A 13,909-nucleotide genomic window follows, 5' to 3' on the forward strand; every position below is an offset into this window, starting at 1 on the left:
TTGCCAAAGCTGCGGCTGATCTGACGTTTTGAGCAGGAAAGCGTTCGCATTCCAGGGAACGCGGTGCGTGGAAATGACCACAGTCAGTCTGCACGGTATCCTACCAGCCCGGTTAGACTTGTTTGTGCCAGGAAATTCCTGCGTCGGACGAACTGCACTTTCACTTAGATGCGGACCGGAACGCGGACGGTGCTGGCCGGGTGACCGGCCTTCCGACGGGCCGCCGGACCGTTGTCACGCTCGCTCAGACCAAATTCTACATCTGCACAATCGGTGCATAGACTCCGTAAGATCCCGTCATGGACAACCGACGTTTCGTCACCTTTCTGGTCTTCTTTTTCGCGTTCACGTACCTCTATAACGCGATCATCGTTCCGAAGTTCTTTCCACGCCCGGTGAAGCCAGCCGCCGTAGAACCGGAAGGGGTGCTTGACGGAAATTTAGCCGACGACAACGAAGCTGACGAATCGGCTGAAGAGCCTCCAGACGGCGCTGAAGTAGCGGCTGAGTCTGACGCTCCGGAAGCAGCCGCGAAACCCGCCAGCCACCCTCAGAAAACCATTACACTCGGATCGCTTGAACCGGACAGCGGCTACTTTCTGCAGGCAGAAATCAGCAGCGTCGGCGCGGCTATTGAATCGGTTCAGATCACTGATCCCAAGTTCAAAGAACTGGATGATCGCAACAAGCAGGTGACTGTTGTTGGGACAACAACCGCCGACGATCGAACATTCTCGACGGCTATATCCGGCATCGACGACCAACTGAAAAAGCATGGCCAGTCGCTGGAAACGGCGAGCTGGGAAGTTGTGTCTTCAGACCAGTCACAAGCCACATTCGCGTACGAAGCTCCCGACGGAAAGCTGCGAGTCGAAAAGCAGTATCGACTTAGTAAAGTCGACGTCAACAAAAAGGACATGTCGGAGGAGTTCGAAACCAATGCGGCCGGTTACACGGTCGAAATGGAATTGACGATTCAGAACCTCAGCGACGAACCAAGCACCGTTGAATTCGAACTGCAGGGGCCCGTCGGCGTCGTCCTTGAAAACAAAGCGCACACGCGGAAGTACCGCGACATCAAACTGGAATTCCTGGGCGAAGACGATGACGTCACGCTAAGCGCCAACGACGTAGTCGACCTGTACGAAACGACTCTGGCAGAAGCGCGCAGTCAGGGTGTGTCTCCGAATACGCGAGAACTGCGGCAGCTTGTGCGGCAGAAGGAGCCATGGACTGGCGCGATTCGCTACGCGGGCGTCGACGTGCAGTTTTTCGCGGCGTTGATGGCGCCGCTGGACGGACGCGATGAAGCTCAGCGCATGGCGAACAAGTGGATCGAACGAACCTACCCGATCCTTGTTGTGAAAGACGATTCCAACACGAACGAAAGCGACATTAGCTTTCGCGTCGTGTCCACACCAATTGAGCTACAGGCGAAAGGTGAGAAGGATTCCGCGACTCGCAACTTTGCGTTCTTTGTTGGCCCCAAACGCAGCGATCTTCTGGATCCGCCGCCGATGGAAGCGAAGCGCGTACTGGACATCGACACGGGGTTCTTCAACACCATTTCGCTGGGGCTGGTCGGGCTGCTGGTTCGGCTGATGCAGTTCCTGCTCAGCACGTTTCATGGACTCGGACTGCCGTATGGCCTGGCCATCATCTGCCTGACGGCTTTGGTGCGAGGCTGCATGTTTCCGATTTCTCGCAAGCAGGCAATTAGCGCCGCTAAGATGAAAGAACTGCAGCCGAAAATTAAAGAGCTGCAGCTGAAGTACCCGGACGACAAACAGAAGGTCGCTCAGGGGCAAATGGAACTGTGGCGCAAGCACAACATTAATCCGCTTAGCGGCTGCATGCCGCTTCTGTTTCAGATGCCGATTTTCATTGGCCTGTATTCCTGCCTGAACACCGCCGTCGATCTGCGGATGTCGAAGTTCCTGTGGATCGACAACCTCGCGGCCCCCGATGCACTGTTTGAGTTCCCGTTTGCGATGCCAGCCATCGTTGGGCCACATATCAACGTGCTTCCTCTGGTGACAGTCGTTCTGTTTCTTGTGCAGCAAAAGTTGTTCATGCCGCCGCCGGCCGATGAACAGGCTGAGATGACTCAGAAGATGATGAACATGATGACGTTCATGTTCGGAGCGATGTTCTGGCACCAGCCAGCCGGTTTGTGCTTGTACTTCATCTGCTCCAGCTTGTGGGGGATTGCTGAACGCAAGCTACTCGGCAAAGCCAGCGTTTCGTTGGGCGACGACGACCAGCCATCCGTCACCGTGAAGGATCCAACGTCCGACACGAAAAAGAATGGCAACAAAAAGAACGGCAACTCAGGCCGGCAATCCTCGTCAAAAAACGCTCCGCCGCAGGCAGAAAAGAAGCAGGGCTTCTTCGCGAAGCTGATGGAAGCCGCTGAAGAAGCTCAAAAACAAGCCGAGCAAAAACGGGATAAAGACGGCAAGAAGACGGGCGGCAAGAGGAAAGGGCGATAAAATTGAGAAGCGTTCCAGCGATGAGTTTCCGGTCCTCTGGGTTCGAACCCTGACCACGAAACCCATCCCCGAACGCTTCTCGACCTCCCTTTTTGACTGATTTCGGAGCGCCCAGCAAATGCGTGCAATATCCCTGTGCTTGCGCAACGTCTTAAGCCTGCTGCTTTGCATGGGCGTGTCGCTGGCTGAGGACACTCAGCGAGGTTTTCATCAGTTCGACGAAGGCCCGGCGAGCGTCGACCTTCGAGCCTTTTTACCGGCGCCTCAGAAGCAGACAAAGAACGATTGCGTGGCGTGGTCATTCGCGTACGTCAGCTTTTCGTGCCAAATTTGCCAGGAACGCCAGATAACTCAGCCAACACGGAAATGCGACCTGTTCAGCCCGTCGTTTGTTTACAGCGAACTGGCTGGAGATAACGACGACGGCCTCGACATCAACGCGGCAATCAACTTCGCGATGAATCAAGGTTGCGCGTCGCTGGAAACCATGCCACTTGATTCAGCACTCGCCGATTCTGCTGCTCGCCGTGAAGCCGGTTTGTATAAGGCAAAGAGTTACGCAAAAGTAGAATCCCTCACTGAAATCCGACGCCATCTTAGCGGCGGCTTTCCAGTCATCCTGGTGATTCGCAACGATCAGGTCTTCAACCGTCGCGAAGCACTGTCTGAACCATTCCGATGGCAAAAGACATCTCAGCAAATGGATGCTGACTTCGAAGAATACGGCCCTCACGCCGTGACGGCAGTCGGCTATGACGATGCGAAACAAGCGGTCCTTGTTATGAACAGCCTCGGCACCGAATGGAAGGACGGTGGGTTCTGCTGGGTTCATTACGACAACCTGCTCAACATCCCCGGAGACCGCACCGACGTTTCACCATATTGGTGTCTTGTAGCTCGTGTGCTGAAGATCAAGGAAGGGTTACCAGCGATGGCGTCAATGGAGCACAAGTTGGGAACCGTCCGTTTTCAGTTGGATGCCAACCACGAAGTTGGAATTAAGAATGACAGTCGCCGCTTATCACCCGCCCTTTGGCGCGTTGAAGACATTGCGTGCAACGATCAAGCCGTCTTCCTGCTGCGTAAAGATCATTTGGTTGCGCGGCTGAACGAAGTCGTCGAAGTGCTGAACGATGATCGCAAGGCGGTTTGGAGTCACCTGGACAAAGGTTTGCCTCCAAATTCCGAAGTGATCATGATCGCTGCAACGACGGGCACACCTATACATGCGCTAACTCGCAAGGGGCAGCTATTTCAGTTCAACACTGGCCAGGGTAAATGGTCGCGAGTTGTGGTTCCGAATTCAGAAGATGCAGCAATCATCGATTTGCGCGACAACCGCAGTCAAGGTCCGTTATCGATTACAACGATTCGAGGGCGGGTGTTCACGCTGGATATCGATGAAGGGTGGACGGAGTTGTGATTGCCTCAAAATTAGTTGCTGTGGGGGCTAACCAGTAGTATGGTTGATGCATCACTTAAACTAATTTCATCAGGGGCCGCCAATGAGCGACAAGACCAGCAAAGCCGACTTGCAGAAGATGTACCTCGCAGGAACCGTGACCGTGCCGCCTCGATTGCCGGGCGTGTCGCAACTTACCTTCGAAGTCAGTGGCAAGGCGTTTAATCAAATCACGCTCGTCAAAGCGACTCAGGAAATTTCACCCAAAGTCACCATCACTCGCACGTTCTTTCTGGAAGACGTGAAAGCCATCTTCGTTCCGGATGCCGGTCAACGTGGCGATCTGAAAAACGGCCAATGGTTTGCAGGGCCTAAGGCCGTCAGCAAAAAAGTGGAACAGTTCGTGGGCAAAGATGGATTTGATGGGGTCCTCTTTGTGCGCGAAGATGCTCAGTCGTTGCTGGAAACAAAAGCAGGTTTAACCGCCGCAGAGAATGCAGAATACTATCCGCCTCTGCCGGAAGATCGGTCGGTCAGTCATTACAACCTGAAAAAGGTCGGCTGCCTGCACGACGAATGCGATGACTTTCCGAGCCCAGCGTGCTGCGGCGCCAATTGCTGTGGTGGCGCTGGTGGCGGCGGCGGGGGCAACTGCGGAGGTGGCTGCTAAGCGCAGCGCGAAATGCGTTTGAATCTGCCACGGAAACGGAGGACTGTACCGTGCTCATTGACCGACCGACCATCGATTTGGCGATCCTTACGCGAACAGCGGATGACCTGCATCCCCAGGTCGAGGACGCCATTCAACGGCAGCAACATGTCGACCTTCGGATTCATCGGGTTGTCGGTACGCCTCGACCTTCGGACCGCAGCCGCATTGAAACCATCGTGCGAGCTCGCAATCAAGCCGTGAGACAGACTACGGGCGACTGGCTGATGTTTCTCGACGACGACGTCGTGCTGAAATCTGACTGCATCGCTCGACTGCATTACGCGTTGACCTGCCGCCCGGACTTTGGAGCGTTCGCAGCTGACTATCTGGGCGATTGCGGCCACCGGCGACCATCGCGTCATATCGCGATGGGAGCCACTCTGTTTCGCACAGCGTTTCTGCCACGCGATCCGTTTCGTTGTGAACAAAACAAGTGCGAATGTCTGTGTCGGTGCCTCGATATGCGGCGGTCCGGAACCCGGATTGAATACCTGCCAGGCGCCAAGGCAACTCATCTGAACAAGAACGCCGTGGTGCGTACGACTGGGCAAACACCGGCAGCCGACGCTGCTTCTTCAGGTCAATCACACTCCGCCAGTGCGAAAATTCTTGTTGCGTTTAACCGTCGCGACGTGCGAGCGTTTCGCGATCAGTTTCTGCGCACTTTACGAGCGTCCGGCAATCGGCAGGAAGTGATTGTCGTCGGTTATGGTTTGTATCCCGGCGAAAACAGGATGCTGTGCGGTCTGCCCGGCGTTACCGTGATCCGTAGAACCCAAAATGGACAGCTGCCTCCGGTACGACGCCTGCACGACTTCGGTGATATCGTCGAACAACTTCCGCCGCAAACTCCGGTCGCGTGGTGGGACGCGTCGGACGTCTTGTTTCAGGGACGTCTGGATCCGTTGTGGCAGCTGACTCAGGACCATCCGAATCAGCTTCTCGCAGTTCGCGAACCCACGCGGTATCCGCAAAATCCGGCGGTCGAAAACTGGTGCCTGTCCATTCATGATCCTCAGAAGCGTGAACAAGCGTTCTCTCTGCTAACCTCCAACCCGTACCTGAACAGCGGTTTCGGTGCAGGAACGGCCTCTGCGTTGTTACAATACTTTCGTACAGCCAACCGGTTAAAGCACTCGCGAGATCTACTGGGTTCAACAGACTGGGGAGATCAAACGGCGTTAAATTTGTACTGCCATCAGGATCGTTCGCGTTGGCAGGAAGTGTCACCGACGTGGAACTTCTGTGTGCACGACCGGCCTCGCGGCAGTGTGCGAGTGACCAGTGATGGGCGAGTACAATCCAGCGAAGCAGGTTCGATTTGCGCAGTGCATGGCAATGCCAAGTCGTTGCGGAAGCTGGCGCTGCGGCCATGACGGAAAACTTATCCTCGCATCCGCAGCGACGAAATCGGTCTGATAAATGCTTTCAGCGGAACATGCATGAAAAACTTCGACCCCACCGAGAAGACGTTTCTTGCCGATTTCAGTCCCGACGCTGAATCGCTGGCGGAGTTCGAACTTCTGCCGCCGGTGAAAACAATGGAACTCGACGAATCTGTAATCCCGGCAGCAATCGGTCGCTACCAGGTGATCCGAGTTCTCGGGAAGGGCGGCTTCGGCCGGGTCTATCTGACGCAGGATAACGAACTGCATCGTCAGGTTGCGGTGAAAGTGCCGCATCGTGTCGTCGACGATCGCCAGGCCGCCGCGTGGCTGGAAGAAGCTCGCATGGTCGCGGCGCTGGACCACGAACACATCGTGCCGGTGTACGACATTGGCCGGGCGGACGATGGCAGCATCTTCATGGTGTCAAAGTACATCGAAGGAGTCACGCTGCGAGAAGTTTGTCGTGATGGCCAGGGCAGCTTTCGAGAGATCTGCGAACTCACGATCACGATCGCCAGGGCTCTGCACTTTGCCCACGATCAAGGCGTCGTGCATCGAGACATCAAGCCGGCCAATGTGCTGATCGACAACAACGGCAAACCTTATCTGGTGGATTTCGGCGTAGCGTTGCGAGAAGGTCGCATCGAAGTCGATGGCTTTCAGGCAGGCACACCGTCCTACATGAGCCCCGAACAAGCGCGGGGAGAAGGGCATCGCGTCGACCGCCGCAGCGACGTGTTTAGCCTGGGCATTGTGTTCTACATAATGCTTACTCGACGCAAACCGTTCGTCGGAAACAGTACGGTTGAGGTTCTGCATCAGATCGAATACGTCGATCCGACGCCACCGCGACTGATTGACGACAGCATTCCGCCTGAGCTGCAGCGAATCTGTCTTCGCGCCATCGAAAAACGTGCTTCGCAGCGTTACCCGACGGCAGCCGACTTTGCGGCCGATCTGCAGTTGTTTCTGGATGAGGAAGACGAGCACCAAAGCCGCTCGGGCCAGACGGTCACTCAAATCGACAAGACGCCGTCGCGTTCGTCCGCATCAGCCACTGCCGACATCGCTCAACAAACTACGCGGCCGGATGTGGAATCCCCCGTGGTCGTTCCGCGGGGTCTGCGTTCGTTCGAAGAACAGGATGCCGACTTTTTTCTGCATCTGCTGCCTGGGCCACGCGATCGCAGTGGCATGCCGGAATCGCTGCGGTTTTGGAAATCGCGAGTCGAAGAACAGCAGGTCGGCAAGTCATTTTCTGTGGGCCTGATTTATGGCCCCTCCGGCTGCGGCAAGTCGTCACTGGTCAAGGCAGGCTTACTGCCAAGACTGAATGACAGCGTAAAGACGATCTTTCTGGAAGCGACTCGCGAGCTCACCGAATCACAATTGCTGCAGACGTTAAGAAAGCGGTTTCCTGAAATTCCCGAATCGTTGTCGCTGACCGATGCAATGACGGGGTTGCGGCGAGGCCTATACCAACCGCTGAACTGCAGCATTCTGATCGTCATCGATCAATTTGAACAATGGCTGCACGTGCCGCGACCGCTGGCCGAATCAGAACTCGTGCAGGCGTTGCGTCAGTGTGACGGCCCGCATGTTCGGTGCCTGTTGCTGGTGCGCGATGACTTCTGGATGTCGGCAACTCGCCTGATGAGAGAAGTAGAAGTGAACATCGTCGAAGGCTGGAACTCGGCCGCCGTCGATCTGTTCGATCCAGCTCACGCGAAGAAAGTACTCACTTCATTCGGAGTCGCTTTTGGTCGGCTCCCTCAGCAACAAACCGACATCACAGCGGATCAACATCAGTTTCTTGAAGACGCCGTACAAAGCCTGGCTCAGGAAGGGCTGGTCGTGAGTGTCCGGTTGGCCGTCTTCGCCGAAATGATGAAAAATCGGCCCTGGTCGACCACCGAACTTAGACAACTCGGCGGAACAACTCAATTGGGCGTCGCTTTTCTGGAAGACACATTCAATCGTCCTTCGACGCCGCCGGAACGGCGAGTTCACGAACAGGCCGCGCGAGCCGTCCTGCAGGCTTTGCTACCTGTTGCCGGGTCAGACCTGAAGGGGCATCGGCGTTCGGTGGCTGAGCTGAAGGAAGTGTCTGGTTACGCGGATAGTCCACGCGAGTTTGCTGAGTTGATTGAACTGTTGGATGGTTCGCTAAGGTTGATTTCACCGACTGATAGTCCTGCCAGCTCAACAGGAGAAAACAAGGAAGTCAGCAGCTATCAACTTTCGCACGATTTCCTGGTTGGTTCATTGCGAGACTGGCTCACTAGGCGTCAGCGAGAGACTCTGCGTGGTCGTGCCCAATTGGTGTTGGCGGAACGCGCCGACATGTGGGCAACTCGACAGGAACAAAAGCAACTTCCGTCGCTGCTGGAATGGGCCCGCATTGCCTGGTGGACGAAACGTTCGGAACGAACAGACCGCGAACAAGACGTCATGCGCGCGGCGACGAAGCGGCACGTTCGCAGCCTGTTGTCTTCAGCGCTGCTAACGGCTGTACTGTCAATCGGCGTCTTCTGGCTGAAATCGGAGATGAACCATCGGCACCAAAACGACCTCGCGGCCGCTCAAATTTCTTCGTTACTGGCCGCCGATGTTGACGAAGTCCCCGAGTTACTGGATGGGCTGCAAAATCTATCAGCAACGTCCGCGAGCAGCCTGCGGAATGTCTTGGAGACGGACGACCGTTTGTCGCCAGCTACGATGTACGCAAGCCTCGCGCTGCTTCCTCACGACCCGGAGCAGGCAACGTTTCTGGTTGGCCGCGCGGCCGACTCGGAACCTGCTGAAGTCCAGCTCATTAGCCAGCGACTTCTGAAAGAAAACCTGCCCCAATCACGCAGTCTTTGGGACGCTGTGGACGCACCTGCCACCGCCGCGGGACAAAAGCTGCGAACACTCGGCCTGCTGGCTCAAACCGATCCCAACAACGATCGCTGGCCTGACGCCGCTTCGTTTGTGGCGTCGCAGCTTGTCACTGAACCAACGCTGCAGGCGGTCAAATGGTCACACCTGCTGGATCCCGTCGCTGCAACGCTGAAGTCTCCGCTGATCGCCGTGTTTCAGGACGAAACTCGATCAGTCGATCAGAGAACCAATGCTGTGATCGTGCTGGCTGAACAACATCAGGACGATCCAAATTTTCTGAGCAACCTGATTGTCGATGCGGACGCAGCCCAGTTTGCGATTGTGCTGCCATACCTGAAACAACACCGCGACAAGTCCATCCCGCTGCTGCAAAACATTCTTGCGAAAGCCGCTGGGCCTGGCTGGGAAGATACTGATCGAGGCAATTTCACTGTGCCCGATGACAATGACCAGCAAACGATTCAGAGCAGTTCAGGAACACTGACGCCGGACTTCGCGTTCTGCCAGAACATGCCGTTGGAGAAATTCCGTCCGTTTGCCGATCAACTCACGGCCAAAGGTTATCGTCCGATTTGCTTCCGCCCGTTCTCAGGTCCGGAAGGCACTGTGGTTGCTGCCGTCTGGAAACGCGACGGCAAACCGTGGGAAATTAACTACGGTACCACTGCAGCAGAACTGACGGCCGAAAACGAAACAAAGTACGCAGCCGGCAAGTGGCCCGTCGATGTCGCGTACCTGCGCCAGTCGAACGACGCGGGCGAATTCGAAGACTGGTTCGCCGCCGTGTGGACAGAGCAGTGGTCAGACATCGCGGACGCGAAGATGTATGTCGCCGTTCCGGAAGCCGAACATGACAAAGCTCGTTCGTCACTGGTCGACCAGGGCTTCGCGATGAAAACCAATCTTCAGGTCCGTAGCGTTGGCGACGAACTATTGTACACCGCAGTCGGCTGGCGATTATGGCATGAACCTCGCCGCAAAGACGCATGGAACGAAACTGGGGTGGCGTATGAGCAAAGCCGCAAAGACACGAACGGGTGGACTCAACGCGATGTGCGAATCAGCCTTGCCAGCGAAGACAATGCCCCGTCGTATTCCGCCGCATGGTGGGACGGCACGGCCTTCGAAACGCGCGAAGTGCATGGTGTCGATCTGGACCAGCACCTGATCGAATGCGAGCAACTTGCCGCCGAAGGTTTCCGTCCGTGGTCGATGTCGGTCGCTCACGGAGAAACCGGTTTCGTCGCTGCGTCCGTCTGGGCCAGACCACTGAATGAAGCTCACAAGGATAAAGTCGCGAGTCAGAAAGCCAATGCCGCCATCGCGTTGGCTGACCTAAACGTCACGGAACCGTTGTGGCCGCTTCTGCAGCACCAGCCGGACCCCCGGCTAACCGCACTGCTGATTGATCGCCTGGCGAAGCTCAAGTGTCCAATCAGATTACTGACTGACCGGTTGCTGATCGAATCTGACACCGGTATTCGTCGAGCGTTGCTGGTCGCTCTTGCTGAGTTTGATCTGGAAGAACTCGGCGCCGCGGCGCGAACTGAGCTCGTTAATCACATCACGCAGCTATTCCAAACAGACGGTGATAGTGGCGTGCATTCGGCCTGTGAATTCCTGTTCCGCAAAGCGGGACTGGAAGTTCCGTCTGTCGCAGAAGGCACCGCAAAGGTGGCCGAGGATCGTCAGTGGGTCGTCAACAGCCAGGGACAGACGTTGGCCGTCGTCCGCGGACCTATCGAATACCAAATGGGCTCGCTACCTCAAACCAAAGACCGAATTGCCGTTCAGGAACGTCTGCGGACAAAGAAAATCCCACGCAGTTTTGCGGTTGGCACAAAAGAAGTCACGGTCGAACAATTTCTGAAATACCGTAGCGATTTTGAGTACGTCAAACAGCACAGCCGCGAACCGGATGCACCGGCGAACAACGTCAACTGGGTTGATGCGGCGGCGTATTGTCGTTGGCTAAGCGAACAGGAGAACATTCCCGAAGACCAGATGTGTTACCCGCCGCTGGACGAAATCAAGCTAAAAACGGAACCAGGTGTTGGCTTCCTCCTGAAGGTACCAGACGACTATTTGTCTCGCACGGGCTACCGGCTGCCGACGGAGGCGGAATGGGAATACGTTTGCAAAGCGGGCACCGTAACGGAGCATTACTTCGGGCAAACCGGTCAGCTTCTGGACGCTCATGCCTGGACCGCGTCGAATTCGTCAGCCAATGGTCTGGCCCGGCTGCATCCTGTCGGAAGTCTGCGTCCGAATGCTTTCGGCATGTTTGACATACTCGGCAACGTTATGGAGTTCTGTCAGAATCGACATGACCTGGAAAATGAAGCAGAGTTCAAGATCGACGACGTGGAAGATCAGGTAGACATCAAAGAATGCATATACAGCGCACCGCGGCAGCTTCGAGGCGGAGACCATCTGTACCATCCGTCGGTCTCGCGAGCCAGCCATCGCGACAATTACGGTCGGCCGTATTCGTCGCGGGCGAACCCGTTTTTCGGTTTTCGTATCGCGCGGACATTGCCGAAGGAATGACCGCGACGACCGCAATCCGATAACTCGCCGCTTACTACTTCGCTGTTTCGGTAACAGGCAAATCGTAGTTCCACGCGGTGAAAAAGCGGTCCCATTGGTCGTGCAGTCGCTTCAAATCCTCGGGCGGCAATTCGGCGTGAGCGTTACGTTGGTAGCTCGCGTTGGCCGCCGCATATTCTTCCAGCTTTGGTTTTACGGCCGCGAAGTCGCCAAGGCTCAATACTGCGTAGGCACTTTCCAGAACGTCGACGGGATTTGATACCAGATCCTCGTAAGCGATTTCGTGACGATGCGTTTCCGGAACGAACTGAACCTGATCGAGGTAGGCATCGTACAGGCGACGATAGGTGTCAATGACCATCTCTGGAATCTGATCTGGCGGAAGCACCTGCAGCCCCCAAACCGGCTGAACCTTGCGAGCCATGTGGCACATGCTGCGGAATACGTCGCACGGATGGCGGCGAATATGCAGAAACTTTGCATCCGGGTACATCTGGTGCAGCATCTGAATGCGAGCCGTATGGTTGGGGGATTTCAGGACGACTCGCTTCTGAGTTTTGAAGGCAACCTTGCTCACAAACTTCTTAAACCACTCGGCCCATAGCATCTTCTCGTCGTCTGTCGCCGTCGCGAAGTCAAGGTATGCATCGTAGCGATTCGCATTGTGAGGAAAGGCCCAGCTTAGCATGTTGGACCGCAGAGTCGTGATGGCCAATGCCATTTCGTCTTCGTGAGGTTCCTGCAAGCCCTGCGGCATATTGTCCATGAAGCGTTTGCGCGGCGTCATGGAATCCAACAGCGGCCGCAGCCAGGATTCCGTCAAAAGAAACGTGTGCGGATACATCGTGTGATACATGTTGGGCGCCGCGTAACGATCGTCCAGACACAGCAGATTGTGCAAATGCGTGGTTCCGCTCCGCCAGCAACCGACAATGAAGATCGGCGGCTCAGGATCCGACTGCTGCAACCGCTGGTGATATGCGCGAGTTTCAATCGGCCGTAGGATAGATGTCACAACACTGCTGGCCGAGATGAAGGCCGCTTTGGCCCAGTAGCGGGGCGACACCCGAAACCCATTCTGCGCAAGCAACGTCAGCCAGTCTGTGAGCGTGATGCCAGCGAGGCAGCCAGGGCCAAAGTACTTCACGGAAATCGTTCCCTTCATGGTTAGAAATGGCGGCACGACTGGTCGCCGTCACCCGTTTCGACACGGTATTGTCAGTCGATCCGGAAATCAAATGTTCGGCTGCACCAGGCCGTTCTTAGGTTTTTCGAAGGTTGGGTTTGCAACTCGACGCCAGCGTTGCGACCATCGTCGGCTCCCGCAATCAAGGCGTCAGTAAATTTGGGCGTCAACAACTCGCTCATTTTTTGTCCCACCTGAACCTTCGCCCCGTTTGCCTCATCCGCATGCTAGAAGTTCGACCATTCGCAGGAACGCCGGACGAACTGGCTGACTTCATTGTCTCTGCCTGGCAATCGACCTACGCAGGAAAGATGTCCGTTCCTCAGTGGAGCGGCGATTATTTCCGATGGCAACTGCGTCTGGACGAACCCGATTCGGCACAGCGATTGAAAGCTGTCTATCGCGGCGAGGAACTTGTCGGCACGATGTTGTATGTGCCAATGACCTTCGAAATGGCGGGGCAGCGTGTCCAGGCCGCACAAGCCAGTTGGCTGAGCGTGCCGGCCGAACATCGCGGGCAGGGTATCGGCCGGATGCTGCACCAGGCGGCCCAAATACAGTTGCGGCAGGAGGGGCTGGAGTTTCGGCTGGGATATGGGTACACGGGATCGAAGGTTTCGTTGGGCCCGGGTTTCTGGAAAAAGCAGGCCGGCGACGTGTCGACAGTGCCTCGACGAGCTGGCTTTTGGGGGCGGTTGCTGGATGCGGGCAGGGCGGCCGCGTGGAACGTCAATCGCGGTGAAGCATGGCTGACGGGAGCAGCAAGGCCGTTCGTTTTTCAACCACGACGACGGAATCCCGGTGGAATTGAAATTCGACCAATCAAGGCCGAAGACATTCCGGTGTGTCTGGATCTGGCGGAGCGAGCGACTGGACATTGTGATCTGCGACTCATCTGGAACGCCGACCGCCTGTCGCGGCAGCTCGGGCTGCATGGTTTTGGTCGAGCACTCGTAGCCGTCGAAAATGGAGTCGTGCGGGGATGTATCGGTTTTCACGTATTGCCGATCGCCGGTCGCACAGTCGAACCCATCGGGATTCTGGATTTAGTCTTCGTTTCAGAACTGTCGACGGCGGCGCGCAACGAACTGCTGAATTCCGTGCTACTCGAAATGCACCAGGAAGGCGCAATAATGGCATTGAAACTGCGCACGGGAGACTACCCAACCCGCACATTCCTGAAACCGGACTGGTTTTTAAAACCGGCCGACATGGATGTCATCATTACTGGCACAGACACGAACATGACCATCCCGCCGCTCCGCCGACTGCACGTGTTGTGGCGTTAGAAGCCAT

Annotated in this window: 7 protein-coding genes; 6 read left to right on the plus strand and 1 reads right to left on the minus strand. The window is 56.1% G+C overall.

What is annotated here, in order from left to right; translation table 11 throughout:
- The first annotated feature begins 299 nt into the window (after positions 1 to 299).
- From yidC to Fuma_RS18225, 5 genes are all read left to right on the plus strand, one after another.
- Positions 300 to 2,492: a membrane protein insertase YidC gene (gene yidC / locus Fuma_RS18205; protein ID WP_077025384.1), complete on the plus strand. Its 2,193-nt coding sequence runs from the start codon at positions 300 to 302 to the stop codon at positions 2,490 to 2,492.
- A 118-nt stretch (positions 2,493 to 2,610) separates the two neighbouring features.
- Positions 2,611 to 3,915 carry a C1 family peptidase gene (locus Fuma_RS18210; RefSeq protein WP_145944241.1) on the plus strand — a complete coding sequence of 435 codons (1,305 nt, stop codon included), beginning with the start codon at positions 2,611 to 2,613 and terminating at the stop codon, positions 3,913 to 3,915.
- A gap of 82 nt (positions 3,916 to 3,997) precedes the next feature.
- Positions 3,998 to 4,564 (plus strand): hypothetical protein, encoded by a 567-nt coding sequence (locus Fuma_RS18215; protein ID WP_077025386.1) that lies wholly within the window; start codon positions 3,998 to 4,000, stop codon positions 4,562 to 4,564.
- Positions 4,565 to 4,614: 50 nt separating this feature from the next.
- Positions 4,615 to 5,982 carry a glycosyltransferase gene (locus Fuma_RS18220; RefSeq protein WP_099091814.1) on the plus strand — a complete coding sequence of 456 codons (1,368 nt, stop codon included), beginning with the start codon at positions 4,615 to 4,617 and terminating at the stop codon, positions 5,980 to 5,982.
- 66 nt (positions 5,983 to 6,048) lie between these two features.
- A complete protein-coding gene (locus Fuma_RS18225) occupies positions 6,049 to 11,427 on the plus strand; it encodes a bifunctional serine/threonine-protein kinase/formylglycine-generating enzyme family protein (protein ID WP_077025387.1) in 5,379 nt (1,792 codons plus the stop codon).
- 34 nt (positions 11,428 to 11,461) lie between these two features.
- Here Fuma_RS18225 and Fuma_RS18230 read toward each other — a convergent pair whose 3' ends face one another.
- Positions 11,462 to 12,592 (minus strand): sulfotransferase family protein, encoded by a 1,131-nt coding sequence (locus Fuma_RS18230; protein ID WP_145944242.1) that lies wholly within the window; start codon positions 12,590 to 12,592, stop codon positions 11,462 to 11,464.
- 245 nt (positions 12,593 to 12,837) lie between these two features.
- On the opposite strand from Fuma_RS18230, the gene Fuma_RS18235 reads away from it, so the two are divergent.
- Complete coding sequence (locus tag Fuma_RS18235; RefSeq protein ID WP_077025389.1) at positions 12,838 to 13,902, plus strand: GNAT family N-acetyltransferase; 1,065 nt, start codon at positions 12,838 to 12,840, stop codon at positions 13,900 to 13,902.
- Positions 13,903 to 13,909 lie beyond the last annotated feature (7 nt).

Source organism: Fuerstiella marisgermanici (genome assembly GCF_001983935.1).
Classification (GTDB): Bacteria; Planctomycetota; Planctomycetia; order Planctomycetales; family Planctomycetaceae; genus Fuerstiella; species Fuerstiella marisgermanici.